This is a genomic window from Mycobacterium sp., assembly GCF_025965855.1.
Lineage (GTDB): Bacteria > Actinomycetota > Actinomycetes > Mycobacteriales > Mycobacteriaceae > Mycobacterium.
This window is the reverse complement of record NZ_JAOPWB010000131.1, coordinates 26,416-52,362: the sequence shown is the minus strand read 5'-3', so window position 1 is coordinate 52,362 and position 25,947 is coordinate 26,416. Positions and strand designations below refer to the sequence as shown.

Sequence of the window (25,947 nt, the reverse complement as noted above, 5' to 3'; positions counted from 1 at the left end):
CGCGCGCACGCACGTCGCGACGTCGTTTTTGGAACGCACCGTGGGCGACGGGCGGCTGCGCCGCGCGCTGACGCCGGACTATCCGTTCCGCTGCAAGCGGGTGCTGCTGGGGGACGAGTATTACCGGGCGTTGCAGGCGGACAACGTCGAGCTGGTCACCGATCCCATCGCTCAGGTCGCCGAGACGTCGGTGCTCACCGCGGGCGGCCGGCTGGTCGACGTCGACGCGATCGTGCTGGCCACCGGATTTGAGACGTCCCGCTACCTGTCGGGCATCGATGTGGTCGGCATCGGGGGTCAGCGGCTGCACGAGCGCTGGGGCGCGGACCCGAGCGCCTACCTGGGGGTGGCCGTCGCGGGCTTCCCGAACTTCTTCATGCTGTACGGCCCCAACACCAACCAAGGCGGCAACTCGATCGTCTACATCCTGGAGGCGGGCGCGCGCCTGGTGGCCAGCGCCGTCAGCCGGGTGGCGCGGCGGGGCGGATACGTCGATGTACGCCCTGAGGCCGAAAGGCGTTACAACGACGAGCTTTCCGCGGATCTTGAGCGCACCGTCTGGACCCAGTGCGACAGCTACTTCCGTTCTCCCACCGGCCGCATCGTGACCCAATGGCCCTACACGGAGCTGGAATACGCCCGCCGCACCAGGCGGCTGCGCCCCCGCGAGTGGCTGCACCGCACCGATCGCTACCGGGTGGGATCGTCGGCCACCTCGATGTCGCCGGCCGCGGCCGCCGCGCGCAGCTGATGAAAGTCGTCGAGAGACTTGTCGGCGTACGCGTACGACCACTCGGCGACCGCTTCCTGCACGGCGTTACTGGTGCCGACGTAACCGCGCAAGATTGACGCATTCGCGCTTTGCGAGTGCGCGCGCGCCAGCAGCACCGCACAGGCGACGACGTACTCGGAGAAGGTGGCGGCCGACATGCCTTCGATGTCGATGCTGCCCTTCATGTCTTGGAACTGGCGGACGTAGTAGTCGCGGCCGTCCTTGCGTGTCGTCCCGAGGAACACATCCGACATCGCCTGCAGGATTTGCTGGCCATCGATGACGCGCACGCCCTGACCTTTGGCCTCGACTGCCGCGTTGAGGCTCTCCGGTTGGGTCCACCCGCCGTATTCTTCGAGCACCGATCGCGCGGCCTCTTTGATCTGCAGGATAAGCGGCGTGCCGTTGGGGCCGACCAAGATCACCAGGTAACACCGGGTTCCGACGCTGCCGACGCCCACTGCGCGCAGCGCGACATCGGTGATGCGAAAGTGTGACAGCAGCAGCGCCACGTCAGCCGGCACTACGGCCAGATACTCCTGAACCGCCTCCAGCACTGGCGCTTCGGTCTCCTCGTCAACGTGCTGCAAGACCGGGGGCGCCTCCCGCAGCCGCGGGGTTCCGTCGGCCCCAATCTCCGTAATCTGCTTGAAGACACGCGCCGACGTTCGGGTGCGTGCCCGGGACATCGTGTTCTGGATCACTGCCTGCAGGCCTTTGGACACCTTCCCGGTGTAGTGCTCGGGTTCCACCCGCAGGTAGTAGCGGTCCAGAACGTCCATTTCCTCGAGCATCGCCTCGAGGCTGGTCTGGTAGCCCACCAGCGCCCGTTCGACGCAACGGCGGATGGCTTTGGCGCGGTACCCAGCATGGCGGCCCCCGATGATCGCGCTGGAGACCAGCCGTTTGACGTCCCACTCCGCGGGCGCCACCGCGGCCTCGTCGAAGTCGTTCAGATCGAAAACGATCGAGCGGTGCGGCGCGGCGTACAGGCCGAAATTCGACACGTGAGCGTCACCGCAGCACATGATTTCGATTCCGCTCGATGGGCCGGCGGCGAGGTCGGCGGCCATGACCGCCGCAGAGCCTCGGTAGAACGAGAACGGGTCGGCGAGCATGCGGGCGAACCGCAGGGGGACGAGTCCGCTTAGCCGGCCGGCATTTTGGGCAACGAGGATTTCCGTGGCCGACCGGTTTGCGGGAGTCAGCTGTGCGAGGGCGCGCCGGGGGACGGTCTTGCGCAGCGCCCGACCGCGCGCCACATCCTCGTCGGGTACTTCCAGTTCGATCAGGCGGTCACGCAACGCCCGTTGCGGCATCTGCCCAGCATAGGTATGGCCGCCCTTTTTGCACTTAGCTTCAGGCTGATTCTCAACGCTGTGCCGAAGTGGCCCGATCGTTAACATCCTTGAAATTGTCGGTGCCAGACGAAAATCGTCTGGGGTTTTGCCGTGAGAGGACGCCTGGATGCTAAAAGCGCGTCCGACATTCGAGCGTTTCCGCCCTCGGTTGCGCGTTGGCTGGCTCAACGTCGTCGGTGTCGTCGCGATCGTCCTTGCCGCGACGGCGATCGTGATCAAGAACGCTCCTGGCCACGGGCACAACGAAATCCTCAACGTCTCCTACGACCCGACCCGCGAGTTGTACGCGGCGATCGACAAGGCGTTCATCCCGCAATATCGCGCGCACAACGAAATCGACTTGCACATCAAGGAGTCGCACGGCGGCTCGGGCCGCCAGCTGCGCAGCGTTCTCGACGGCAGCCAGAAGGCCAGCGTCGTGTCGCTCGCGCTGATCAGCGACGTCGAGACGCTGAGCAAGCGGGGCCTGATCGCCCCCGACTGGCAACGGCGCCTGCCGAACAATTCGGTGCCGTACACGTCGACCATCGTATTTGTCGTCCGCAAGGGCAATCCCAAAGCGATTCACGACTGGCCGGACCTGACCAAGGGAGACGTGTCGGTGGTGTCACCGAACCCGCGCAGCTCGGGCAACGGCCAGCTGAGCGTCCTCGCGGCCTGGGGCTCGGTCACCACCCGCGGCGGCAGCCAGGCCCAAGCGGCCGACTACGTGCGGGCGCTGTTGCACCACGTGGCGGTCTCCGACGCCGGTGCCCGCAGTGCCGGTGACAGCTTCTCTCTGGCGAAGATCGGCGACGCGCAGCTGACATGGGAGAACGAGGCGCTGAGAGAAGTCGCCGCCAACAAAGACGAATTGCAGCTCGTCTATCCACCGGTCAGCATCCTTGCCGAACCAGCCGTGGCCTGGGTCGACGCAAACGTCACCGATCAGAAGACGGCGACCTACGCCAAGGCCTATCTCAACTACTTGTTCACCGACGCCGCACAAGAGCAAGTGGCGCAATACGGTTACCGCCCGTTCAAGCCGGAGATCCTGGCCAAACACGTCGACCGGCTGCCCCCTCTTGCGCTGTTCCCGATCGGCGCCATCGCCAAAGACTGGAGCGACGCGCGCGAGCAATTCTTCGGTACCAACGGAATCCTCGACTCGATCTCGGTCCCGCCGGGTACGGCGTCGGCGACTTAGCGGAAAGACCGAACGCAACGTGGGTTTGGTTCTGAATTACGACCTGGTGAAGGGCCGGCACGATCTGATCGCCGGTCTTACCGTCGCCGCCATCTCGTTTCCCCAGGCGATGGCGTATGCGTTGATCGCCGGCGTGGATCCAAGGTTCGGGGTCTACTCGGCGATCGTCGTGACGATCGTCGCGTCGATCTTCGGCTCGTCGTCGCACTTGATCAACGGGCCGACGAGCGCCATCTCGCTGCTGGTCTTCTCGGCCCTTGCCTTTATCGATTCGGAGAACACCACCCAACTCTTCGAAGGGCTGTTCCTGCTGGCCGTGCTGGTCGGCGGCTTCCAGATCGTGATCAGCCTGTTCAAGCTCGGCAACCTGACCCGCTACATTTCGGAGTCGGTCATCATCGGCTTCATGGCGGCGGCGGCGCTTCTGCTCGCCGTCGGGCAGCTGGGCAATGCGCTGGGTGTGCGCGACAAGGGCAACGGGCACATGCAGGTCTTGCGCCGGGTGTGGCTCGCCCTGACCCACGGCGATGCAATCAACTACCGCGCCCTGATACTCAGCGTCGCCGCGGTGGTCCTGGCTGTCGTCGTGCGCAAGCTGGTGCAACGCTACGGATGGCCGCAGATCGACATGCTCGCCGTGCTGATCATCACCGCCCTGATCGCCTACCTCGCGGGATGGTCGGTTCCGGGTGCCAACGGCCATACCGCGGTCGCGGTGGCCGCAAAGATTCCGCGCAGCCTACCCACCCCGCACATCCCCGAGGTCCACGCCGGCTGGCTGCCGGAGCTGTCGACGGGCGCGCTGGCGATCGCGTTCGTCGGCATCATCGAGGCGCTGTCCATCGCCAAAGCCATCGCCTACCAAACCCAACAGGAGATCGACTACAACCGGCAGATCATGGCCGAAGGCGTGGCCAACCTCACCGGCGGGTTCTTCCAGAGCCTGCCGGGCTCGGGCTCGCTCTCACGATCGGCGATCAACTTCCAATCCGGCGCGAGGACCCGGTTCTCCGGGATCGTCTCGGCCGCAACCGCGGCCGCGGCGCTGCTGTTGTTCGCACCCCTGTTGCGTTATGTGCCGCAGGCGGCGCTGGCCGGACTGCTGCTCGTCACGGCCGCGCGGCTCGTCGATTTCAAGCGCTTGATCTATACGCTGAAGGCGTCGCGCTACGACGCGGGCTTGGTGATCGTCACCGCGTTCACGGGAGTGGCGATCGATCTGGACAAATCGGTTCTGCTGGGCGTGGTCCTGTCGATTCTGCTGTTCGTGCCCCGCGCGGCCAAGCTGAAAGCCGAAGAACTGATCGTTACACCCGAACGTGTTGTCCGCGAACGCATCCCGGGCGATCCGCCGGATCCCTCGATCGTCATCTACGATGTGGAAGGCGAGCTGTTCTTCGGCGCCGCACCGGAATTGGACCGCTACCTGTTGGAGATCAGGCAGCGGATCGCGAATGACGACGTCCAGTTCGTGGTGTTGCGGCTCAAACGGGTACGCCATCCCGACGTCGTCTGCATCGAGCGCATCGAGCATTTCCTCCGGGAAGAGGCTGCGCGCGGCATCACCATCCTGCTCGCGGGCGTGCGTACCGATACGCTCACCCTCCTGAAAAACGTTGGATTCCAAAGTTGGTTCCCTGCGGAGCACGTCTTCCCCGAGGAAGACGAGGAATACTCCGCGACGCTCAAAGCGGTGCGATACGCCCACAACAACCTTGCCGAACTGAAACTGAAAGAGCCGTTGACGGCGCCGGGAGACGCCGAGCTGTATTACCTCGTCTGATGTCGCTCAGGCCGGGCTGCCGGCCTTGATGGCCGCGATGACACCGCCGTCTACGAGCAGGTCGGTGCCGGTGATGAACGACGCGTTGGGACCGAGCAGAAAGGCGGTGGCCGCGGCGATATCGTCCGGCGTCCCGATGCGACCCGTCGCGGACATGGCGATCATCGCGCGCATGCCCTCGCCGACCGGGGAGGCGAGTTCCTGCTGTCCCATCGGCGTGGAGATGACGCCCGGGCTGATGGAGTTCACCCGCGCCCCCCGGCGACCCCAGTGTGCGCTGGCGGCGCGAACTCGAATATGGTTCGCCTGCTTCGCGATTGGATAGGCAAAATTCGGGTCAGTGATTTTGCTGATGAAGTCTAGATGCAACAATTCGCCGGGCGGGTTGTGGGCCAGGGCTTTTTCCTGTTCGGAGGTCAGCGGCGGAAACATGTGCCCAGCCATGCTGGCGATCATGACCCCTGCTCCACCCGGCGCGATGACTTCTCCGAATGCGTCCAGCACGAGCGCGGTGCCCAAAAGGTCCACGGCAAGGATTGCTTCGGCGGAGGCCTGCGACGGGGACAGGCCCGCGGTGTGTGCCACCTGGGTGACGGCGCCGAGTGAGGCCGCGTGTTCAGCGAGCCTGCGGACCGATTCGGGCGACGAGACATCGACCCGGCGGCTGTCGACCTGGTGGCCGTCCGCGGAGAGCGCCTCGGCGACCGACGCCAGTGCTGCCTCGTTGTTGTCGGCCAACAGAATCTTTTTGCCGGCCCCAAGGCGGTGGGCGATCGCGTGGCCCATGCCGCCCACACCCAATACGGCCAACACTTCGCGAGCCACCGGCGCTCCAAATCCGAGACGGTATAGGTCAACTCGCGATGCTATACAAGCCATCCCCCACAGCTACGTCGGGATGCCGGCACCGTCTTCCGCATGATGGGGGTGGCCGCTGCGCCGGATGGCCCTGCCGACAAACGGGGCCCGGAACGTGGCAACCAGGTGGCCGCGGTTGATGATCAGGCCCACGACGGCCACGGCGGTGTAGACACCGCACAGCAGCAGCCGCCCCTGCGTCGAGACGAGCGCGAACTGGACCAAGAACAACCCCAGCAGCGTGCACGCCGCGGCCCGGCCGAAACGCAGCCCCAGGATCAGCGCGACCCCCATCAGCGTCTGGGTGGCTGTCAGCAGCACTTCCTCGACCTGGCGGGGGTCGAGCACCAGAGAGAACCCGCCTCCGCCGAGCAGGTGGGCCACGGGCAACGAGCCGATCAGCAGCGTCCACTGGTTGACCTTGGAGGAGATGAGCGTGGCGATCGCCGCCTTGCCCTTGCCGCGGGAGGCGAAGATGACCGCGATGATGAACTCGGGAGCCTCGGAGGCCAGCGGGGCAAGCCACTGGACAAGCAGGAACCGGTCGATGCCCAACTCGGTACCCGCCGCGACCAGATTGTCGGCGAACGGCTTGGCACACAGCAGAATCACGGCGCCCGATGCGGCGAAGAGACCGATGACGGCGATGCGCCGAATGCGATCGGGTAGCTCTCCGAGCGCGGCGGCGGTACCGATGAGGTCTGGTTCCTCCACGTCGCCGTGGCCGATCTTATAGAGGTAAAAGCCGAACCAGGCCAGCAACGCCAGCCCCAGCGCCATGTGGATTTCCCCGGTCGCCGGCATGACGAATGCGGCCACGCCGGCGATCAGCAGAAAGCCGAGTTCGACGCGATTGGCCGGCTCCAGCGTCACGCCGGCCGATTTGCCCGCACCCGCTCTTCGGGCGACGACGATGCTGACCAGCACCACGACCGGCCAGCCCACCCCCATCAGTAACCGGTTGGACCCGGTCATGTTGGCGGCGGCGTATTGGGTGTAATCCGGATTGTGGCCGGACACGTAGGCGTAGTAGAGGTCGACGGCGTATTCGGGCAGCACCGCGACCAGCGCGAGCACCGCGATCGCCAGCCCGCCGGAGACATCGATCTGCGCGGCTTCGGCGGCCCACGCCAGCAGGAAGCTGGCCGCGACAACCGCGGCCCCGTAGACCAGCAGGGCGGCGACCGGGTCCAGATGCAGGCCGACGATTCGGATCACCACCGCCGGGGCGATGAACATCGCGGTGATCAGTGCCGAACGGATCAAGGTGAGCGCCCGCGCGCGCGATGTCGCCGGCGCCGTGGCAGCGGGCCTGTCTGTGGCGCGCATCGTCATCCTTCAACTCGCGGAGGGGGGCCGATCATTGGTAAGTGTTTCGGCTCGCATGCCGTGGCGACCTGCCTCCCAAAAGTTACCCGCGAAACCATGGGCCAGCAACGTGATAGGTGAGCGAAGCGGCAGCGCAACGGATTCCGTCTTCGCTGGCCACATCGGCGGATGCGGAAAGTTCGGTTCGGCTGATCTGAAACTTTGGCAAACCTTTCGCGCCGTTGTGGTGGCGTTTTGAGCCGCCCGCCCCGCGGACCCGGCGGGTTTTGCGCCACCGGCCGATCAACGGATGCACAGATAGCTCGATTAACTGCGGGGCGGTGCACTCCGCCGGACAACCGTGGAACATCAACATCCACTACGACGCGCTGCTGGAGTCCAAGGTTCCCCGCACGGCCCGGCGGGTGCTCGACGTCGGGTGCGGTGACTGCCGGTGTGCCGAGAGTGAATCTGGCGACAGCCGCTCGGCGTGTCGCGTCGCGAAATTCACACTCGGCGAACCGGTTAACCCGGGGGGCCCATCGCCGCGGCCGCGGCCTGCGCGAAGAGCTCGACGATCCGGTTGCGGGTCAGTGAACTTGTCAGTTGCTCGGCAGCACGCATGACATCGCCGACGAACCAGGTCGGGCCGTTCGTGAGGTTGTCGAAAGCCTCCGCGATCACGTCGTCGACGGTGGCGGAGCCCGGTGGCATGTCGTCGAGCGAGGTTATCTGGCCGCGGCTGTGTTCGAGCTGGCGCAGTGCGGGTGTGTCGGTCTTGCCGAGAATGAGGCCCAGGACGTCGACGCCCTTGTCGTGCAATTCGGCCCACAACGCCTCGGCGAAGACCATGTCGAACGCCTTGGAGGCGCCGTAGGCGACCATGTTAGCCCCGCCGGCCAGTCCGGCGCCGGACCCGAAGATGACGATCCCGCCACAGCGTCGCTCGACCATGGCGGGAGCGAAGTGGTGGCACAGCTGCATCGGCACCACGCAGTTGCGTTGCACCATCGCCTCGGCGGCCTCGATCGGGTTGGCAAGGAACGGTTGGTAATTCGGGTCGGCACCGGCGCAATAGACCAGGAACCCGATCTCGAGGTCGCCCGTGGCCGCGGCGACCGCCGATGCCGCGCCCGGCTCCGCGAGGTCGATCGCCAGGGTCCGTGTTTCGACGGGAGACCGCGAATTGATCTCTGCCGCAACCTGATCCAGCACCGACTGGCGGCGGGCCAGCAGCACGACGTTAACGCCGCGCTCGGCGAGCCCCGCGGCGAACGCGGCACCCAGACCGTCGGAAGCGCCGGCGACCAGCGCCCACGGTCCGTACTTGGTGGCGAATGTCATTTAGGGGTTCCCAACCGTGCTCAGGCGAACCTGGGTGTACCGGCGGCGCGCGATGCGCCACCCGTCTTCGGTGCGAATGATCTCGTCGTCATAGAAACCGATCGCGTTGACGCCGGCTGTGTTGTCGGCGGTCATGATCAGTCCGTCGATATACGTGCGGGCCGCGGCGTTGTCCCCGTCGACCGTGACGGCCTGGTTGCTCAGCCGGTGCATCGTGTGGCCCGCCAACGCGTGCACCTGTTCCATGAAGCTCGTGACCGCGTCGACGCCTTTCCACGCGCCGATCTCGCCGTAGTCGAGTTCACAGTCGTCGGTGAACACGGTCCTGAACAGTGCCCAGTCACGCCGGTCGATCCCGGTGGCGTAGCGCACCAGCAACTCCGAGATGTCTTGGCGATCACCTCGTTCGGTCATGCGACATCTCCATTCGGATGAACCACGATGCGCGGCGGGCCGTCGGACCTGCGGGCCCGGTCGAGCGCGTCGGGGACTTCGTCTAAGCCGATGACCTTGCCCACGCTCGGTGGCGGATCCAGCCGTCCCGACGCGATGGCGTCGAGGGTTCCGTACCAGTCCTGCGGGTGCGGACCCCCGCCGAATTGCATTGTGACGCCTTGGCGAGTGGCGGTGGTGATGTCGAGCATGTCACCGGTGTACCAGCCGCCCGCGCAATAGATCCGGGTGGCCATCTCGGCCGATTCGACGATCTTCTGGATGAGCCGGCTGCGCCGACGCACTCGAACACCACGGCCGGGCCGGGCAATCCGCGTTGCGCGCGAACCTCCCGGAACGCATCGAACGCCGACTTCTCGGCGGGATCGACGACGACGTGCGCGCCGAAGCGATCGCGGGCCAGTTCGCGGCGGTCGGGCTTGTAATCGGCCACGATGATCGGTTCGATGCCGCGGCCGGCCAGGGCGGCGACCGCCGAGAGACCGATCGCTCCCGCGCCGATGACGATGGCGATCTCGCCCGGTTGGATCTGCGCCGACCGAACGTAGAACTCACCGACGGCGAACGCGTCGGTCAGCGCGATTGCGTCGCTGGAGACGTCACCCGGAACCGATTTGGCCGCCGCCTCCGAAACCACCAGCAGCTCACCGAAACTCCCCTGGGCCGCCGGGTGCTGACCGATGATGCGCATGCCGCCGGCGCCGCCGTTGACCAGGCGCACCGGCATCGCCGTCACCCGCAAACCGACCGCAAACTGGTCGGTGCAGCCGGGTCCATGCCCGATGACCTCGCCGACGAACTCGTGCCCGAGCACGACGTCGCGGTCCGTGTCGTACAGCGAACGACCGGTCGGGTCGTCGACGGCCAGCTCCGGGTGGTCCATGAAGTGCACATCGGATGCGCAGATCGCGGTGCTCAATGTCCGGAGCAGCAATTCGCCCGGCCCCGGTGCGGGGTCCGGTGTCTCGCGGACCTCTAGCCGGCCGTCCCTCAGTACAACGGCGCGCAATGCATCAGCCTCGTTTAATTTCTCGAATAATCGATATAAGATCTCGAACGAACGGTGTAACTGTATGAACCCCGCCACAAAGGAGTCAAGACATTCGCGGATCGCCGTCGGCGCCGACCGCACGGGTGCTCGACGTTGTCGAGCTGCTTGCCCGGTCCGGGAACGCGCGGCTGCGATTCTCCGACATCGTGCGCGAGCTCGATCTCACTCAGGCGACAGCCCACGCGATCCTGAAGACGCTGTGCGACCGCGGCTGGGCCAGCCGAGACGCCGTCTCGAAGACTTTCGCTCTTGGCCCCGCGCTCGCCGTCGTGGCGGCGCGGACCGATACCGCTCGCCCGCTTGCGCATGCCGCTCGTTCCGCGGCGATGCGACTCTCCCGGGAGGTGGGCTACGCCGGTTCGGTGGTCGAGCGATTCGGTGACTCGTTGGTGGTCACCGCCTTCGAGGGCGATCCCGCCACCCAGCCGGCGGGGATACCAGGTGATCGCATCCCCTATTCCCCTCCGTTCGGAGTGGCGCTTGCGGCCTGGGATACCGAGGAGGAACAACGGGCGTGGATCCGTCGCGGTGCGGGCGACAACACCGATCGCATTCGGCGCCTCGAACACGTCCTGGAGCACACGCGCGAACGCGGATTCGACGTCGACTGGACGACGCCCGCGCTGGCCCAGGCCGTCCAGGCGGTCGCGACGCTGGATAGCAACGAAATGCCGACCCCGGTCCGGCACATCCTGGACCAGTTACTGGTCGAGTTCACCACCATCGGCTTCCTCTCCGACGACAACCCCGGTCGTCGCAAACAGCCCGTCGCCACCATCGCCGCACCGGTTTTCGACCATCGCCAACAAATCGCCCTGATGGTGGCGGTGCATCCGCTGTGCCCCCTCAGCGCAACGCAGATCCGGGCAATCGGGAAAAGGCTGACCGACGAGACGGCGGCGATCACGAAGTCGCAACAGCGCGGGGTGGATCGCGCCGTCTAGGTTAGCCGTACGGATAGACGGTGACCGTAGGGTGTTTGGGTGCTGACAAACGGGTCAGTGGTGTGCAGGTACCGCATCGAGCGAGTGCTGGGTACCGGAAAGCGCGCCGTGCGCATCGTCGCTCAGGTCGCCAAGGCACTCGACTTCGCCCATCCGATAGGTCCCGACGAACGAGTCCTGCTGGACGACTTCGGAATTGCGCACGCCTTCGATGACGTCGGCCCGACCGCGACCGGCTCGGTGATGGTCGCCGTGTCCGGGCGATACACCATCAAAACCGCGGCGCGGCAACTCGACAGCGCACAGCACCAAATGGCCGCGCCGAACCGGATCCTGACGGAGAGGCATTAGCAGGGCGCGGTCGCCGAGGAAATTCATTCCGGCCGCTCGACGGCGCGTCTTCGCGGCGCTTCAATGATGGAATCGACGGAAGGACGAAAGGCCGTGGCGCACAACTACGTTGTGGACGATCTCGCCGGCTTCGTCGTCGGCGCCGAGCCGGCGGACCTGAGCGGGCCGGCCCTGGCCCTGCTGAAACGCAACGTGCTGGACAGCGTTGCCTGCGCCGTCGGCTCCCTGGACGGTGAGCCGATCGCCACGCTTCGCGAACACGCCGACCAGTTCAGCGGTGTTCCCACGGCAACACTCGTCGGCGGCGGCCGGGCCTCGGTCGATCAGGCCGCGTTCTTCAACGCGGTCCTGGTGCGCTACCCGGATCTGCTCGACACCTATCTGACGGTGGGTGGACTGTGCCATCCCGCCGACAACTTCGGTGCGGTCCTGTCGGTAGCCGAGCACGTCGGCGCCAACGGAGCGGATTTCCTGCTGGCCCTCGCGGTCGCCTACGAGATCCAGTGCCGGTTCAGCGCCCAGGTTCCCGTGATGGCACGCGGGCTCAATCACGCGCTGCAGCTGGCGATTTCGGTCGCAGCCGGCTCGGCGAAGCTGCTGGGGTTGGACGCCGAGCGGACCGCCAACGCCGTCGCCGCCGCCGCGGCCGACAACGTGTCCCTCGCGGCCGTGCACACCGAGCCGGTTTCGCAGTGGAAGGGCATCTCGCCCGCGATCACCGGCATGCGCGCCGTGTACACGACGATGTTGGCCGGCCGTGGCGTCACCGGCCCCAAGTCGCTGTTCGAAGGGCCGCACGGCCTGGTGCAACTCTTCGATCAGCCCATTGACTTCCACACCGCCGACCGGGCGCTCACCTGCGTCGAGCAGACCTATCTGAAGCAGTTTTGCTCGCTTATTCACGGGCAGGTCATCATCGACGCGATCTTGGCGATTCGCAGCGACAATGACCTGCGTGGCGAAGACGTCGCGCGGGTGACCCTTGAGGTCTTCCAGGGTGCGTACGACATCGCGGGCGGGGGAGCCTACGGCGACAAGGATCACCCGCGGACCAAGGAGCAGGCCGACTACAACCTGAAATACCTCAGCGCGGTGGCACTGCTTGACGGCGGAGTCGGTCCCGAGCAGCTCGAGACCGAACGGGTTGTGCGCGGCGACGTTCAGGACCTGCTCGCGCGGGTCGACGTCAAGGCCGCTCCGGACCTGACCGCGGACTACCCGCAACGCACAGCCACCCGCGTGCGCGTGGTCACGCGCGACGGCCGGCAATTCAGCCGCGAGCAGAGCGATTACGAGGGATCGCCCACCCGGCCGATGTCCTGGGGACGTGTCGTCGACAAGTTCCACTGGCTTGCCGAACCCTTCTGCGGAGAAGCGCTGCGCGCCGACATCATCGCCGCGGTCGATCACCTCGACGAGATCGCCGTCGCCGAGTTCGCCGCACTGCTCGGCGCAGTCAGCCCCAGCGCTCAACGTCGGCGCAGCAAGGTGCGCTTCTGACGCCCCGGTGTGCGCGCCCTCTTGCGCGATTCGGTACCGGCATTCAATGATCGGCCATGCGCAAAGATCGCGGCAACAACCGGTGGGAATTGGTCACCTGCGCGCTGGCGGGGCACGTGACGTACGCGCCGGACGAGGAAGCCCTCGCCGACCGGCTCAGCGGCAGCACCGGGCTGGGCGAAGTCTGGCGCTGCCTGCGTTGCGGTGAATTCATCCTCGGCGAACCACATGGCCGTGGCCCCGCCGAAGACGCGCCGATGATCATGCGCGGCAAGGCATTACGCCAGGCCATCATCATCCGTACGCTGGCGGTCGAACGGCTGTTTCGCGCGGTGGTGATCACGTTGGCGGCGTATGCCGTGTGGAAATTTCGCGGCGCGCGGGGGGCCATCCAGGCCACCCTGGACCGTGACCTACCGATCTTTCGCGCCGCCGGCTTCAAGGTCGATCAGATGACGATCGTGCACGAGCTGGAAAAGGCGCTGGCCACCAAGCCATCCACATTGGCCCTGCTGACCTTGATGCTCGCCGCTTACGCGCTGATCGAGGTCATCGAAGGCGTCGGCCTCTGGTTGCTCAAGCGCTGGGGCGAGTACTTCGCGGTGGTGGCCACCTCGGTCTTCTTACCGCTGGAAGTCCATGACCTCACCAAGGGCATCACGATGACCCGCTTGGTCACCTTCACGATCAACGTGGCCGCCGTGATCTACCTGCTGATATCGAAACGGCTGTTCGGCCTGCGAGGCGGTCGCAAGGCCTACGACGCGGAGCGCCGGGGCGAGCAGCTTCTCGACGTCGAGCGCGCCGCCGCCACGACCTGACGGCCAGCCGTGTCGCGGAGGCACCGCGAAACTGTACACACGGAGACGTTTCTCGGCGGGTCGTCGCCAACGTTTCAGTGTCGGGGCGCCTGAAGCTGGAACGGAGATCCCGCCGATTTCCTTTGCCGCGGCGTGGTGTTCGTTGATGGCGGGTCCGGCGCGTACTTCCGCGCCGACGACTGGCCGAATGGCCTACCGGCGCGCCGGCTGTTCGGTTATCTGCGGCGGTTCAGAAATGAGTTGTGACGAGCCCGTCGCGGCGCCGCGAATGTGCCTGACGCCACAAGACGGCTTTTTGCGGCGTTTACCGCGGCGCGGCGCGCCCGTAAAACCGCTGGGGTGCAATTCAATGAGTCGGCGAACCGACCGAATGGACAAGGGATTGGAACTGTGCCAACAATGCAGCACTGGATGAGCCAGAGGCCGACCAACCTCGACGTAGTCGCACCGATCAAGGCACGGGCGTGTGACGCCCTGCAGGCGGTGCTGAGAAGCGGACCGCGCCAAGCGGGTTCCCACCGGCGGATCATGCCGAAGGGGGTCGAGCGCTGCTGACGGTCTCCGCGCCGAACTAGCCCCCGCGATTTTGCGTCGCGCGGTCGCGTTCGCGTCGGCGGGCCCGCGAAGCCCGTAAATTTGCGGCGTTGCCGCACGTCTTCACGTCGTGCCACACCCCGCTGTTGTTCTTCGAGCGGTCGAAAAACGTCGACGCGCACCGGGGGTTGTGGCACTGCTTGATCCGCCGCCAGGTGTCGTCCCGCTGGCTGAGCAGAATCTCTCCCCACACCGCCGATGCCAGCCAACGCCAGCCGATTCCGGCGGGTTCGAGCCGTACTTCGCCGGTCTCCGACAGCGTCAAGGAGGCTGAAGCGGCGCCCGTACCTCGTTCCGTCTGTGGTTCTCCCGTGACCAGCCCCGCGATCGTGTCGCGCAGGGCGCGAAGCTTCGCTACGTCCGCGTCGCCGAGCGGCGGCGCCTGAACCTCTAAGCCGCGCACGGATGACCACGTCCGCACCGCGCTGTCCGCCCAGTCGCCCGCAACGGCTGCGTTGTCCAGCAGGTCCGGCCCGTATCCCTCGATACCCGTCGTGTTGAGGAAGTCCTGAACCAGGCCCAGCCCACCGGGGGCCGGGGCGAGCTCGTAACGCTGTGATGCACGCCATCCTGAGGACATATCCAAAACATACTTGTCTATGTCGCTGTGGTCAACTACGGTGACAGAGACAAAACAATTTTAGCTACGTCAAGGAGTGCGGATCATGGTCAACATCAAAGGGTCGACGGTCGTGGTAACCGGCGGCCAGCGCGGTCTTGGCAAGGCCATCGTGGACGAGTTCCTGCGGCGGGGCGCGGCGAAGGTGTACGCCACGGCGAGGGCGCCCAAGCGCAGCGAGGACCCTCGGGTGGTCAGTGTCGAGCTGGACGTCACCAAGTCGGACTCGGTTGCGGCGCTGGCCAGTACCGCGTCCGACGCCGATATTGTCATCAACAACGCCGGCATCATCGGTGCGTCGAAGTTGCTCGGGAGCGACATCGAGGAAGTGCGCGCAGTGTTCGAGACGAACTACTTTGGTGCGCTTCGGGTCGCCAGGGCGTTCGCCCCGATCCTGGCCGACAACGGCGGCGGAGCGCTGGTCGACACCCTTTCGATCCTGTCCTGGGTGGCCGGCTTTGGCGGCTACGGTGACTCCAAGGCGGCCTTGTGGTCCGCGACGAACTCGTTGCGTATCGAGCTCGAAAAGCAGGGCACCCTGGTCACCGGTGTGCATCTGAGCTTTACCGAGACAGACATGACCTCGGGCTTCGACGTGCCGAAGAACGACCCGCGCCAGGTTGCGCGGCAGATCGTCGACGGCATCGAGCGGGGGGACGCAGAGGTGTTGGCCGACGATGACACCCGGTACATCAAGGCCGCGCTATCCGGACCGGTCGAGGCGCTCCGAGTGGGCTGACCCGGCAATTGTGCGCGACGTAAATGGCCTGTCCGAAGGCAGATCCCCGTCTCGTGAAGGTGGGTCAAGCAGGCCGTGGGGGCCTCACCCAAAAGTGGGCGTGCTGCACTTCGGACAGGCCACCGGGTTGTCCCGGCAAGGCCACAATCGCAGTCCACCCACGGGCGCTGCGACGGCCGAAGGTCCCCAGCCGTCTGATGAAAGTCACCTCCACGCCGCCCCGGCCGGCATGTTTGGATGGCGACATGGAACCCGAACGCATCGTGAGCGCGACCCGCGTGATCTCGGCGAGCGCCGAGCGGATTTTCGACCTGATCGCCGATCCCGCTCGCCAGCCGAGCTGGGACGGCAACAACAACCTCGCCTCGTCGGCCGCGGGCCAGCGCGTCCACCAGGCGGGTGACGTGTTCAAGACGACGCTGACCAACGGCGCCGTGCGGGAGAACCACGTCGTGGAATTCATCGAGGGCAACAAGATCGCCTGGCGCCCAGCAGAGCCCAAAAAGCAGCCGCCCGGCCACCTGTGGCGCTGGGAACTCCACCCGATCAACGCGACACTCACCAGCGTGACCCACACCTACGACTGGACGGAGCTGACCGACAGCACCCGGTTCGCCACGGCAAGCTCGACCACGTCGGACATGCTGCGCGAGTCGATCGACCGGCTCGCCGTGCTCGCCCAGGCAAGTGACGGTTGACATGGCCCTCCCACCGCCGGGAACCGACCGCGCCGCCATCGTCACCGGCGCCTCCTCCGGAATCGGCGAACAGTTCGCGGGGATACTCGCTCGGCGCGGCTATCAGGTGGTGCTGGTGGCTCGCAGCGCCGACCGTCTCGAAGCGCTGGCCGGGCGGTTGGGTCGGCAAGCGCACCCGCTGCCGGCCGACCTGTCCGATCGGACCGCGCGGGCGGGCCTGACGGACCGCGTCGCGGCTCTCGGTCTGGTTCCGGACATCCTGGTCAACAACGCCGGACTATCGACGCTCGGTCTCGTCGCGAAATCCGTTCCGGAGCAAGAGGTCAATCTCGTGGAGGTCGATGTGGCCGCCGTGGTGGACCTGTGCAGCCGGTTCCTGCCGGGAATGGTCGACCGCGGTCGGGGCGCCGTGTTGAACGTCGCGTCGATGGCCGGCTTCGGTCCGCTGCCCGGCCAGGCCGCATACGGCGCCGCCAAGGCGTTCGTGTTGTCCTACACCCACAGCCTGCGGGGTGAGCTGCGCGGCACCGGGGTCAGCGCGACCGCGCTGTGCCCGGGGCCGGTCGATACCGGCTTCGGCGAGGCGGCCGGTTTCTCCACGGAGGAGGCCGAATCGGCCCTGCCACGGGTGATGTGGATTCCCGCCGATAAGGTTGCGCAGGCCGGAATCGACGGTCTCGCGGGCGGCAAGGCCGTCGTCGTCCCGGGCCGCGTCAACCGGGTGGCCTCGGCCTTCTTCCGGGTCGCGCCGCCCGAGCTGCTGTTGCCGCTGCTGGCGCGCGGCCACCCGGCTTTCAAACGGGACTGAAAGGCGCTCAAGACTCAGCCGTTTTTGCCGCGCACCCACTGGAACGTGCCGTAGTTCTTGACCCGCACGCTGACGAATCCGTTGTTTTCCAGGATGTCGCCGATCTCGTCGTCGTCGAACACGTGCGCCCCGACGTTCGGCAGCTTTTGCCAAAACCTGGCGGCCTGCCCGACAGTGGGGACCATGATGGCCAGCCGGCCGCCCGGCCGCAGCACCCGGGCCATCTCGGTGAGGGCCGTCGCCGGATTCGGAACCAGCTGCAGCGCGGCCGTCGAGACGACGGCGTCAACGGTGTTGTCGCGCAGCGGAAGTCGTTGCGCGTCGGCCTTGATAAAGCCGACCTGTGGCCCGGCTTCGTTGCGGACGGCGCGGGCCAGCATGGCCTCGGAGATGTCGACACCCAGCGCCAGCCCCTCGGGACCGGCCGCGCGTGCCAGCGACGCGGTGACGTTGCCGGGACCCGAGCCGACGTCCAACGCCACACCGCCCGGCGGGATGTTCAACCACTCGATGGGCAATTGCCACGCGCTGATCAGCCTGCGCGACAGGGCCTGCGCGTTGTCGTACAACATCGACCCGATCGGTGACGCCCACGCCGCCTGGATGGGGCCCGTGTTCTTCGGGACGGCGTCGTCCTCGGCCGATCCGGCGCCGAGCAGATCCAGGTAGCCCTTGCTCACGTCCGGATCCGCCGGCGGATCGGCGAGCAGATCCAGCGCTCGGCGCAGCGCGGGCGGCAACGAGACATGCACGTCGGTCACGCGTACTCCTTCGATCAAAAATCAAGCCGTGCAGTAAGAATCGAGCGGGGGACTTGCGAGCTCCGGCTCCGACACACCCCTGCTGGCAGCCTACGCCGAGCCGTCGGGTGCCTCGACCGTCCCCGATGTGGGGTTCGTTACCGCCTGACGGTGGCGCGCTCGCGCACCAGGGCGCAGAGGTGCCACTGACCCGGCACGCCTTTGAGCGCGCTCTCGCCGCGGTCGGCGAACCTGTAGCGCGAGCCGGTGACGATGTCGCGCACCGTCGAGGACACCAGCACCTCGCTGGCTTCGGCAAGCGCCGCCACCCGCGCACCGATGTGCACGGCCATGCCGGCGATATCGTTTTTCAAGGCGCCGCGCACCTCGACCTCGCCGGCGTGAATGCCCACCCGCACCTCGATGCCCAGCACACGCACCGCGTCGACGATGTCGTCGGCGCAGGCCAGCGCGGCGCTGGGGCTGGAGAAGGTGGCGACGAACCCGTCGCCGGCGGTGTTGACCTCACGTCCGCCGAACCGCTGCAGTTCGTGTCGAATGATGGTGTCGTGGTTGTCCAGCAGGTCGCGCCAGCGGCCGTCGCCGAGCAGGGCGGCCCGTTCGGTGGAGCCGACGATGTCGGTGAACACGATCGTGGTCAGCAGGCGCTCGGCATCGGAACCGCCCCGCATGCCGGTGATGAACTCTTCGATCTCGTCGAGCATCGGAGCCGTGTTGCCGACCCAGTAGAGGGTGTCTTCACCCGGTAGCTCCACGAAGTGCGATCCGGCGATGTTCTCGGCGAGATATTCACCATGCCCTACGGGAGTGAACTCGCAGTCGACGCGATGCAGGATCAGAGTCGGGGCGGTGATGCGCGGCAGCGTGTCGCGCACGTCGGCGTGCCGGATGGTCGTGATCATTGCGCGGGCCATGCTGGGCGAGGCGGCGCGGTTGCCGGCCGCGTCCCACCAAGCGCGAAACGCGTCGTCGTCTGCGACGCTCGGCGCGATGATGCGCAGCATGTCGAAGCCTTGATCGACCGCATCCGGGTCGGTCAGGATCGTCGTGTATGGATCGGTGGTGTCGACTTCGAGGCCCATCGGGTAGTCGGGAGCGTAGAGAGTGCGGGCCCCGCCGTTGATGATCACCAGGCTGCTCACTCGTTCGGGGTAATCGGCCGCCAGCACGAGCCCGGTCATTGCGGTGAAGCCCGGCGCCACGACCGTGGCCCGCTCGCATCCCACCGCGTTCATGACCGAGACGACGTCCTTCGCCCAGAATTCCGGCCCGATCACATCAGTCGAGGGCACGCGCGACGACAGCCCGATCCCGCGCTGGTCGAGCCGGATCACGCGGGCGAAAGACGCCAACCGTCGGTGAAAGCGGTACATCGACGGCTCGGCGTCGACCGAGTCGATCGGAATCGACGGCCCGGGCAGCAGCAGCAGGTCGATCGGCCCATCGCCGAACACCTGGTAGGCGATGTCGGTTTCCCCGCAACTGGCGTATCGGGTTCGTGGTGTCCCAGAAAGTCCAGGCACGCGTTAAAGGCTAATGCAGGCCTCCGACAAGCCGGAGCCATGTCGGAGCCAAGTCGTGCTCTGCTAGCGGCCGATGATCGGGACCAGGTAGCGGGCGGCGTATTCGCGGACGGCCGCCTGGTCCGAGGTGTCGAGTCGGTCGGTGGGAAACACGATGATGCCCAGGGCGACGCGCAGCAGGATGTCGGCGATGTCGGCCAGGTCGGGATCGGGGATGTCGGCTCCGCAACGCCTCAGCGTGTGCGCGATCCCGTCGGCGAATTGGCGAATCGGGAAGACGTGGGACCGGGAAAACATTCCGAACAACTCGGGTTCGCTTTCGACGATCCGCGAATAGAGGCGAGAGTCTTGGACCAGCCGCACCCCGAGCGCGAACGCCTCGATCACGGCCTCCTGTGGGTTGCAGCCGGTAGTGGCCGCGTCGAGCGTGCCGAAGAAGAGCTCGGCCTCCCGCCGCACCACGTGTTCGAACAGGTCATCCTTGGTCGGAAAGCGTCGGTAGATGGTGCTGCGGCTGACCCCGGCCCGGGCCGCGACGTCTTCGATGTTCGCGCGACGCACGCCGTAGGTCTCGAAGACCGTTCGCGCGGTGTCCAGGATGGTGCGGTCGACGTCGGTGTTCGACTCGGCCCGTTGCGCGCGCGTGCCCGAGCCCATCTGGGACTTCATGATTGGCGGCCCCTATCCAACTCAGTGTCGCACTCACCTGCTTTGCGGACGTCACCGACAGGTTGTTAGGCTTCGGAACAAAGAAACTAATTTGTGTCATTGGTTCATAGCTTGAGGGCTCGTAAGGAGGCCGGCATGACCGCCCGGCATGACCAGTTGGCGCAGCCGAACGCGGCTGCCCGTTTCGACAGTGGGGTTCGGGAAGCCGTGCCCATGCCCACTGATGGGCCGGCGGAAATGGCTGACGCCGCGCGGCTCGGGCCCAACTCGTTGACATGGAAGTTTTATGGAGATCACCGCACCCAATTCTTTGGGTTCCAACGCACGGCCGGCGTGGAGAACTGCATCGAGCAACTCGCCCAGGGCGTGCTCGATCACTCGGTGATCTTCAGCGACACGTTGGGCCGGGCCAAACGAACCGCACCGCCCTTGATGAAGACCGTCTACTCCGACGACCCGCACGAGTGGGGCCGCAAGGTCCGCGATTTCCACAGGCCGATCAAGGGCACCATCAGCGACGGCTCTCGGTATCACGCGCTCAACCCGGAATTGTTCTATTGGGCGCACGCCACCTTCGTCGATCAGGTCATCTACACCACCGACACGTTCATCCGCCGGTTGTCCGGCGCGGAAAAGGAACGGATCTTCAACGAGGGCAAGGTCTGGTACAGCCTCTACGGGGTCAGCGACCGCGGCCAGCCACAGACGTATGACGAGTTCGTCGCGTACTGGGACGAGATGCTCGAGCGGTTCGTCCCGCACAAGACCGTCATGTACGGCACCGGTTACATCCGGAAAGGGATACCGGGCCCGCGCTGGATCCCCAGGCCCGTCTGGAAGATCGTGTCCGCGCCGCTCAACGCCTACACCCGCCTGGTCCTGGTCGGAACCCTGCCGCCGCAGATGCGCGAGGTGTGCCAACTGCAGTGGGATGTGAAGAAGGAGAAGCGATTCCAGCGGTTCGCCGCCGTCGTGCGCGCGCTCAATCCGCTCGTCAACCGGCTTCCCCTCTGGTTCGTCTACCTGCCGTGGGCGGCCGAGGCGTGGCGCCGCGCGGGCGTGGACCCGCGCAAGCTCCATAACCATGCGGCTTAACCGATGCGCAGCAGCCGTTCGGCGTTGCCGTGGGCGATCTTCTCCCGGTCGGAGGGTTGCAGCGTCGTCCGCTCGAATCCCTGGACCGCCTCGTGGGACGACTCGTAGGGGTAGTCGACCGAGAACATCACCGCGTCGGCGCCGACCTCCAGCACCGCTCCCAGCATCACCGCCGGCGAGAACACCCCGCTGTTGGTGAAGACGACGTTGGTGCCGAGGTACGCCGACGGCGGGCGCTCCAGCGGAGTCGTGGTCGCTTCTATCTCCAGGGTGGCGTAGCGGGAGTCCAGCCGGCTGCGCTGAAACGGCAGGAATTCGCCCATGTGCCCCAGGATCAGCGTCGCTCCCCGATGCCGGTCGAACACGCCGCCGAACACAAGCCGCAGCGCGTGCCCGCTGACCTCGGCCGCCCAACTCCAGGTCGCCCCATAAAGTTCCGGGCGCCCGTCGATGACGCGCCAATGATCCGCCGGTGGCGCTCCGGGGTGCAAATACAGCGGTACGCAGAGGGATTCCACCGCCGACCACAACTCGTCGTATTCGGCAGCGTCCAAATATCGCCCCCCGGGCCCGCTGATGCAATCGTTGACCAGCGCCCCGCACAAACCGTCCTGGGTGACGGCGCGCTCCAGCTCCGCCGCCGCGGCGGCGGGGTCCTGCAATGGCAGCGCGGCGAACCCACGGAACCGATCGGGATGTTGGGCAATGATTTTCGCGAGATAGTCGTTGGCGAACCGCGCGTTGGCGCGCGCCGGCTCGGCGTCGATGTCGACCTGCACACCCGGGGAGGTCAGCGACAAGACCTGCATGTCGATGCCGGCCTCGTCCATCTCCGTCAGCCGGTATTCGGTGAAATCGGGCAGCCGGCGTTGGTACCGGTCGGCGAATTCGGGTTTCATCAGCTGCATCAGTCGTTGATGGGCCGGCTGCAGGTCAGCCAGTTCCGGAATGAAGAACGCTTCCTCCAAGGCGATGTAGCGCATCGGCCTTCCTCACTGTCGTCGGGGACGGTCGCCCTCGACCCTGCGCCAGTTTCGCCTATCTGTGAAATGAATAATCTGTATCGGCTGCATGCGCCCAGCGCATAAGGAGCGTGCCCGCCGCCGCCGCCGCCGGCGGCCCTCTCACGTGCAGTTCTCCGCGGTAGGCACGCCCGCGTCGACGGGAATCCGGCGCAGGGCTGGCTTCCCGAGGTCGTTCGAACTGGCGTCGGGTCTACCCATCGGTCCCCGAAAGCACGAAAGTGATGGGGTGGGAAAAGATCGGTGGTTATTCGGTACTGAATCCGAAGGAGGGGAGCGGCCATGCAGCTGACGGGCAACACGGTGCTGGTAACCGGAGGCGGCACCGGAATCGGTCGCGGCCTGGCCGAGGCGTTGCACCGGCTCGGCAACACGGTGGTTATCGCCGGCCGACGGCGTGAGCCGCTGCAGGCCGTGGCGAAGGACAACCCGGGCATCCAGGTGCTGTCGCTGGATCAGGGCGATCCTGCCGACATCCGCCGGTTCGCCACCGAGCTGACCGACCACTACCCCGACCTGAATGTCGTCATCAACAACGCCGGCGTGCAGCGCGTCGAGGACCTCACCACGACCGGCCCCAGCGTGGCGGAGCTGACGGTCGCCATCAATCTGCTGGGCCCGATCCGGGTCACGGCGGCGTTGCTGCCGTCGCTGCTGAAGAGGCCGCGGGGGGCGATCGTCAACGTCACGTCGGGCCTGGCCTTCATGCCCAGCGCGCTCACGCCGACGTATTGCGCGACCAAGGCGGCGCTGCATTCCTACACCCAGTCGCTGCGTTTCCAGCTCCGCGGGACTGCGGTCCAGGTGATCGAAATAGTCCCGCCGCAGGTGCAGACCGCGCTGCAGGGGGAGCGGGGATTCGATGCCCGCGCGATGCCGCTGGATGACTACATCACCGAAACGATGACGCTGCTGCAGACGCAGCCGCAGGCCGAGGAGATCCTCGTCGAGCGCGTCAAGGGGTTCCGGTTCGCCGAACGCGACGGCGTGTATCACGACATGTATCCCGTCTTCAACGAGGCGATCACGGCGGCTGTCGGCCAAGCAATCGACAGCTGAAAACCGGCTGGCCACAAAGAGTTCGCCGCGGCATGGGGCAACGTTCAACGCCCGTATGCCCGGCGCGCTCCCGCACGGTTGTCGCGCCGGTCAGCAATGCGACAGGATCGACGGCATGGGCGACTTTTCGCTGTTGGACGTGCCCCGATCGGTTCGGATTGCAGACCCCGAGGCGTACCTGCGCGCCGCCATGGCGTGGCACTTCGGCGAGGACACCGGGTCCCCATTCTGGTTGCGAACCGCCCGGACGCTGAACTTCAACCCGTTGGCCGACGTCAACACCTTTGCCGACCTACGCTTGTTCCCCAACCTCGTCAACGAGTTGCGCAGCGCGCCGGTCGAGGATCTCATTCCGCGCGGTTACGGATCACCCCCGCCGGTGCCCCAGGTATTCGAATCCGGCGGTACCACCGGCGCTCCGAAACGGACTGTGCAGATGCCGGATTGGATCGCGCAGGTCGTCGAATGGCAAACCGAGGACTTCGCCGCCGGCGGCTTTGTCCGGGGCCGGGGTTTCCTGTGCCTGATGCCGAGCGGGCCCCACGGCGTCGGCTACTTCTCCCGCTTGGTCTCCGAGCGGCTGGGCGCGGTCTTCCATCCGATCGACGTCGACCCCCGCTGGGTGAAGAAACTCGCGGCCCGCAACGCCGCCGCCGAAGTCGCCGCCTACATCGACCACGTCATCGAGCAGGCCGTGTTCATTCTGCAGACGCAGAACGTCGCCAATCTGCACACCACTCCGCCGCTGCTCGAGGCCATCGCCCGAAACGACCGCGTGGTGGACCTGGTGAATGACAAGGTCCGCTACCTGTTGCTCAGCGGTGCCCATGTGGACGCCGACACGCTCGACCTGCTCCGCGACATCTTCCCCGACACGACGATCACCATGGCCTTCGGCAGCACCATGGTGCTTTCGCAAGCGGTCACCCGGACCACCGATGGCGACTCGTTCGTCTTCGACCCGCGGACACCGTATGTCGTGTTCTGGGTTGTCGACCCCGACACCGGGGAACGAGTGCCATACGGGCAACAAGGCCAGGTGGTGATGAACCACATCAGCAAGGGCATGTTCATACCCAACAACCCGGAGCGGGACCTGGCCGTGCGGATGCCCGGGCCGGCGGGCCAACTCGGCGATTCCGTCAGTGAGGTGCGGCCGGTCACCACCTTCGAGGGCGAGGCCGTCATCGAAGGCGTCTACTGATCATGGGACGCCAACAGGTGCGCCTCACAACCGATTTGGTGCGCATCGACGCGCTCGGTGTGGGCGGCGAGTATCGCACCCGCAACCGCGAGATCGTCATGAGCACCTCCGGCATCGCGGTTGCCGAACTGAGTATCGTTCCGCCCCTGTATGTTTCGCGCACCATCGGCGCGCAGCGGAAAACCCGCCCGCCGCCGGTCGCGCAGCGCGAAGCGGCGCTGGCCGGCGCGGCCGACGCCTTCGCCACCACCGTCATCGGCGGACTGGACTTCGAGGAGTACGTGCGGCTTGCCAGCGGCATTTCCGGCTTGCCGATCGCGGTCACCCGGGCCGGCGCACGCGGCGTTGCGGACGCCGTCGCCTCGGCATTCGATGCGGTGCGACCGGCCCGGCCCGCGGGCGCCGCGCTCGACTGGCGCGAGGAGCGCATCCGCGGCGGCGGTGCGGTCTGGGCGCGCCGCGGGGAGGTGTTCGCCGTCCACGCCGCCGGAAACGGCCCGGGCGTGCATGCCCTGTGGCCCCAGGCGCTCGCCCTGGGATACCGGGTGGTGGTGCGCCCATCGCGCCGCGAGCCGTTGACCGCGCATCGGCTGGTGAATGCCCTGCGCCAGGCGGGGTTTCGTCCCGAAGACGCGGTCTATTTGCCCACCGACCATGGCGGCGCCGACGAGATCATCCGCTCGGCCGACCTTGCCATGGTGTACGGCGGCCAGGACGTGGTGGACAAGTACGCCAACGATCCCGCGGTGATGGTGAACGGCCCCGGCCGCACGAAGATCCTCATCACGGCCGACCAGGACTGGCGCGACCACATCGACCTCGTCGTCGACTCGATCGCCAACCTGGGCGGAATGGCGTGCGTCAACGCCACCGCGGTGCTCTACGAGGGCGACCCTGCCCCGTTAGCCCATGCGATCGCCGAGCGGTTGGCGGCCATCCAGCCGCTGCCCAGCGAGGACGAGCGCGCCATCCTGCCCACCCAGCCCCTCGAAAAGGCGGAGGCGCTGGCTAAATATCTGGCCGTCAAGGCCGCGGGAACGACGCCGCTGCTGGGTGCCGACCAGGTGATTGCCCCGGTCGGCCACGGCCTCGAGGGCTGTGTGGCGCTGCGTCCCGCGGTGCACCTGGTGGAGGAACCCGGCTCCGGCCAGCTCACTGACACGCTCAACACCGAGTTGCCGTTCCCGTGCGTGTGGGTGTCGTCGTGGTCGCGCGGCGCCGGCGTCGAACCGCTGCGGCATTCATTGGTGATCACCGCCATCACCGGCGACGAGCGGCTCGTCGACGACCTGGTCGCCGAGCCGACCGTCGCCAACGTTTACTGCGGACCCCACCCGACGTTCTACGCGGCACCCGAAATCCCGCACGACGGGTTCCTGGCGGATCTCCTGATGCGCAACAAGGGCTTCGTCAGGGACTAACGG

General features: G+C 66.5%; 23 protein-coding genes and 4 pseudogenes. 16 read left to right on the top strand and 11 right to left on the bottom strand.

Annotated features, from left to right (window positions below):
• Positions 1-751, top strand: a pseudogene (locus tag JWP83_RS10080) (NAD(P)/FAD-dependent oxidoreductase); the annotation flags it as partial.
• Here JWP83_RS10080 and JWP83_RS10075 read toward each other — a convergent pair.
• A complete protein-coding gene (locus JWP83_RS10075; protein WP_297729521.1) occupies positions 691-2,091 on the bottom strand; it encodes a DUF2252 domain-containing protein in 1,401 nt (466 codons plus the stop codon). The pseudogene JWP83_RS10080 and the gene JWP83_RS10075 overlap by 61 nt on opposite strands.
• Before the next feature lie 148 nt (positions 2,092-2,239).
• Between JWP83_RS10075 and JWP83_RS10070 the strand changes: the two genes are divergently transcribed.
• Positions 2,240-3,319 (top strand): sulfate ABC transporter substrate-binding protein, encoded by a 1,080-nt coding sequence (locus tag JWP83_RS10070; RefSeq protein WP_297729519.1) that lies wholly within the window; start codon positions 2,240-2,242, stop codon positions 3,317-3,319.
• Positions 3,320-3,338: 19 nt separating this feature from the next.
• Complete coding sequence (locus JWP83_RS10065) at positions 3,339-5,102, top strand: SulP family inorganic anion transporter (RefSeq protein ID WP_297729516.1); 1,764 nt, start codon at positions 3,339-3,341, stop codon at positions 5,100-5,102.
• Positions 5,103-5,108: 6 nt separating this feature from the next.
• Here JWP83_RS10065 and JWP83_RS10060 read toward each other — a convergent pair whose 3' ends face one another.
• Together JWP83_RS10060 and JWP83_RS10055 are read right to left on the bottom strand one after the other, a co-directional pair.
• The gene (locus JWP83_RS10060; protein WP_297729513.1) at positions 5,109-5,927 is read right to left on the bottom strand and encodes an SDR family oxidoreductase; all 819 of its coding nucleotides are present in this window, start codon (positions 5,925-5,927) and stop codon (positions 5,109-5,111) included.
• Positions 5,928-5,990: 63 nt separating this feature from the next.
• Positions 5,991-7,199, bottom strand: coding sequence for a sodium:proton exchanger (locus tag JWP83_RS10055; protein WP_297729534.1), 1,209 nt, complete (start codon positions 7,197-7,199; stop codon positions 5,991-5,993).
• 410 nt (positions 7,200-7,609) lie between these two features.
• On the opposite strand from JWP83_RS10055, the pseudogene JWP83_RS10050 reads away from it, so the two are divergent.
• Positions 7,610-7,717, top strand: a pseudogene (locus tag JWP83_RS10050) (SAM-dependent methyltransferase); the annotation flags it as partial.
• 76 nt (positions 7,718-7,793) lie between these two features.
• Here JWP83_RS10050 and JWP83_RS10045 read toward each other — a convergent pair.
• The 3 genes and pseudogenes from JWP83_RS10045 to JWP83_RS10035 form a co-directional block, all read right to left on the bottom strand.
• A complete protein-coding gene (locus tag JWP83_RS10045) occupies positions 7,794-8,612 on the bottom strand; it encodes an SDR family NAD(P)-dependent oxidoreductase (protein WP_297729509.1) in 819 nt (272 codons plus the stop codon).
• On the bottom strand, positions 8,613-9,026 hold the full coding sequence (locus JWP83_RS10040; RefSeq protein WP_297729505.1) for a nuclear transport factor 2 family protein: 414 nt from the start codon (positions 9,024-9,026) through the stop codon (positions 8,613-8,615).
• Positions 9,023-10,074: pseudogene (locus JWP83_RS10035) on the bottom strand (zinc-binding dehydrogenase). The gene JWP83_RS10040 and the pseudogene JWP83_RS10035 overlap by 4 nt, the downstream one beginning before the upstream one ends.
• Positions 10,075-10,199: 125 nt before the next feature.
• Here JWP83_RS10035 and JWP83_RS10030 point away from each other — a divergent pair.
• The 5 genes and pseudogenes from JWP83_RS10030 to JWP83_RS10010 form a co-directional block, all read left to right on the top strand.
• On the top strand, positions 10,200-11,060 hold the full coding sequence (locus JWP83_RS10030; protein WP_297729500.1) for a helix-turn-helix domain-containing protein: 861 nt from the start codon (positions 10,200-10,202) through the stop codon (positions 11,058-11,060).
• Positions 11,061-11,099: 39 nt separating this feature from the next.
• Entirely contained in the window at positions 11,100-11,411 is a 312-nt protein-coding gene (locus JWP83_RS10025; protein ID WP_297729496.1) for a hypothetical protein, read from the top strand.
• Between the two features lie 111 nt (positions 11,412-11,522).
• Positions 11,523-12,911, top strand: coding sequence for an MmgE/PrpD family protein (locus tag JWP83_RS10020; RefSeq protein WP_367185616.1), 1,389 nt, complete (start codon positions 11,523-11,525; stop codon positions 12,909-12,911).
• A gap of 56 nt (positions 12,912-12,967) precedes the next feature.
• Complete coding sequence (locus JWP83_RS10015) at positions 12,968-13,732, top strand: DUF2127 domain-containing protein (RefSeq protein ID WP_297729491.1); 765 nt, start codon at positions 12,968-12,970, stop codon at positions 13,730-13,732.
• Between the two features lie 105 nt (positions 13,733-13,837).
• Positions 13,838-13,978 (top strand): annotated as a pseudogene (locus tag JWP83_RS10010) (NAD-dependent epimerase); the annotation flags it as partial.
• A 325-nt stretch (positions 13,979-14,303) separates the two neighbouring features.
• Here JWP83_RS10010 and JWP83_RS10005 read toward each other — a convergent pair.
• Complete coding sequence (locus JWP83_RS10005) at positions 14,304-14,906, bottom strand: CGNR zinc finger domain-containing protein (RefSeq protein ID WP_297729488.1); 603 nt, start codon at positions 14,904-14,906, stop codon at positions 14,304-14,306.
• 85 nt (positions 14,907-14,991) lie between these two features.
• Between JWP83_RS10005 and JWP83_RS10000 the strand changes: the two genes are divergently transcribed.
• The 3 genes from JWP83_RS10000 (at position 14,992) to JWP83_RS09990 (ending at position 17,190) form a co-directional block, all read left to right on the top strand.
• Positions 14,992-15,684 (top strand): SDR family oxidoreductase, encoded by a 693-nt coding sequence (locus JWP83_RS10000; RefSeq protein WP_297729485.1) that lies wholly within the window; start codon positions 14,992-14,994, stop codon positions 15,682-15,684.
• A gap of 245 nt (positions 15,685-15,929) precedes the next feature.
• Positions 15,930-16,382 carry an SRPBCC family protein gene (locus JWP83_RS09995; protein ID WP_297729483.1) on the top strand — a complete coding sequence of 151 codons (453 nt, stop codon included), beginning with the start codon at positions 15,930-15,932 and terminating at the stop codon, positions 16,380-16,382.
• Between the two features lies 1 nt (position 16,383).
• Complete coding sequence (locus JWP83_RS09990; protein ID WP_297729530.1) at positions 16,384-17,190, top strand: SDR family oxidoreductase; 807 nt, start codon at positions 16,384-16,386, stop codon at positions 17,188-17,190.
• 14 nt (positions 17,191-17,204) lie between these two features.
• Here JWP83_RS09990 and JWP83_RS09985 read toward each other — a convergent pair whose 3' ends face one another.
• The 3 genes from JWP83_RS09985 to JWP83_RS09975 all read right to left on the bottom strand — a co-directional run bounded on the left by JWP83_RS09985 (position 17,205) and on the right by JWP83_RS09975 (position 20,143).
• The gene (locus tag JWP83_RS09985; RefSeq protein ID WP_297729480.1) at positions 17,205-17,951 is read right to left on the bottom strand and encodes a methyltransferase domain-containing protein; all 747 of its coding nucleotides are present in this window, start codon (positions 17,949-17,951) and stop codon (positions 17,205-17,207) included.
• Positions 17,952-18,088: 137 nt separating this feature from the next.
• Positions 18,089-19,474 carry an adenylate/guanylate cyclase domain-containing protein gene (locus JWP83_RS09980; protein WP_297729477.1) on the bottom strand — a complete coding sequence of 462 codons (1,386 nt, stop codon included), beginning with the start codon at positions 19,472-19,474 and terminating at the stop codon, positions 18,089-18,091.
• Positions 19,475-19,537: 63 nt separating this feature from the next.
• Positions 19,538-20,143, bottom strand: a complete 606-nt coding sequence (locus JWP83_RS09975) for a TetR/AcrR family transcriptional regulator (protein WP_297729474.1) — start codon at positions 20,141-20,143, stop codon at positions 19,538-19,540.
• 135 nt (positions 20,144-20,278) lie between these two features.
• Between JWP83_RS09975 and JWP83_RS09970 the strand changes: the two genes are divergently transcribed.
• The gene (locus JWP83_RS09970; RefSeq protein ID WP_297729471.1) at positions 20,279-21,238 is read left to right on the top strand and encodes an oxygenase MpaB family protein; all 960 of its coding nucleotides are present in this window, start codon (positions 20,279-20,281) and stop codon (positions 21,236-21,238) included.
• Here JWP83_RS09970 and JWP83_RS09965 read toward each other — a convergent pair.
• A complete protein-coding gene (locus tag JWP83_RS09965) occupies positions 21,235-22,221 on the bottom strand; it encodes an amidohydrolase family protein (RefSeq protein WP_297729469.1) in 987 nt (328 codons plus the stop codon). The two genes, JWP83_RS09970 and JWP83_RS09965, sit on opposite strands and share 4 nt — an antisense overlap.
• Before the next feature lie 321 nt (positions 22,222-22,542).
• Here JWP83_RS09965 and JWP83_RS09960 point away from each other — a divergent pair, with 321 nt between their 5' ends.
• The 3 genes from JWP83_RS09960 (at position 22,543) to JWP83_RS09950 (ending at position 25,944) form a co-directional block, all read left to right on the top strand.
• A complete protein-coding gene (locus tag JWP83_RS09960; protein ID WP_297729466.1) occupies positions 22,543-23,319 on the top strand; it encodes an SDR family oxidoreductase in 777 nt (258 codons plus the stop codon).
• A gap of 115 nt (positions 23,320-23,434) precedes the next feature.
• Positions 23,435-24,523 (top strand): AMP-binding protein, encoded by a 1,089-nt coding sequence (locus tag JWP83_RS09955; protein WP_297729462.1) that lies wholly within the window; start codon positions 23,435-23,437, stop codon positions 24,521-24,523.
• Positions 24,524-24,558: 35 nt separating this feature from the next.
• The gene (locus JWP83_RS09950) at positions 24,559-25,944 is read left to right on the top strand and encodes an aldehyde dehydrogenase family protein (RefSeq protein ID WP_297729527.1); all 1,386 of its coding nucleotides are present in this window, start codon (positions 24,559-24,561) and stop codon (positions 25,942-25,944) included.
• The last annotated feature ends 3 nt before the right edge of the window (positions 25,945-25,947 follow it).

Excerpts from the sequence above, each read along its gene's own strand:
- JWP83_RS09990 (WP_297729530.1), top strand. The coding sequence starts at position 16,384 with ATGGCCCTCCCACCGCCGGGAACCGACCGCGCCGCCATCGTCACCGGC.
- JWP83_RS09960 (WP_297729466.1), top strand. The coding sequence starts at position 22,543 with ATGCAGCTGACGGGCAACACGGTGCTGGTAACCGGAGGCGGCACCGGA.
- JWP83_RS10055 (WP_297729534.1), bottom strand. The coding sequence starts at position 7,199 with ATGTTCATCGCCCCGGCGGTGGTGATCCGAATCGTCGGCCTGCATCTG.
- JWP83_RS10045 (WP_297729509.1), bottom strand. The coding sequence starts at position 8,612 with ATGACATTCGCCACCAAGTACGGACCGTGGGCGCTGGTCGCCGGCGCT.
- JWP83_RS10070 (WP_297729519.1), top strand. The coding sequence starts at position 2,240 with ATGCTAAAAGCGCGTCCGACATTCGAGCGTTTCCGCCCTCGGTTGCGC.
- JWP83_RS09955 (WP_297729462.1), top strand. The coding sequence starts at position 23,435 with ATGGGCGACTTTTCGCTGTTGGACGTGCCCCGATCGGTTCGGATTGCA.
- JWP83_RS09995 (WP_297729483.1), top strand. The coding sequence starts at position 15,930 with ATGGAACCCGAACGCATCGTGAGCGCGACCCGCGTGATCTCGGCGAGC.
- JWP83_RS09965 (WP_297729469.1), bottom strand. The coding sequence starts at position 22,221 with ATGCGCTACATCGCCTTGGAGGAAGCGTTCTTCATTCCGGAACTGGCT.
- JWP83_RS09970 (WP_297729471.1), top strand. The coding sequence starts at position 20,279 with ATGACCGCCCGGCATGACCAGTTGGCGCAGCCGAACGCGGCTGCCCGT.
- JWP83_RS10015 (WP_297729491.1), top strand. The coding sequence starts at position 12,968 with ATGCGCAAAGATCGCGGCAACAACCGGTGGGAATTGGTCACCTGCGCG.
- JWP83_RS10040 (WP_297729505.1), bottom strand. The coding sequence starts at position 9,026 with ATGACCGAACGAGGTGATCGCCAAGACATCTCGGAGTTGCTGGTGCGC.
- JWP83_RS10000 (WP_297729485.1), top strand. The coding sequence starts at position 14,992 with ATGGTCAACATCAAAGGGTCGACGGTCGTGGTAACCGGCGGCCAGCGC.
- JWP83_RS10075 (WP_297729521.1), bottom strand. The coding sequence starts at position 2,091 with ATGCCGCAACGGGCGTTGCGTGACCGCCTGATCGAACTGGAAGTACCC.
- JWP83_RS09975 (WP_297729474.1), bottom strand. The coding sequence starts at position 20,143 with ATGAAGTCCCAGATGGGCTCGGGCACGCGCGCGCAACGGGCCGAGTCG.
- JWP83_RS10005 (WP_297729488.1), bottom strand. The coding sequence starts at position 14,906 with ATGTCCTCAGGATGGCGTGCATCACAGCGTTACGAGCTCGCCCCGGCC.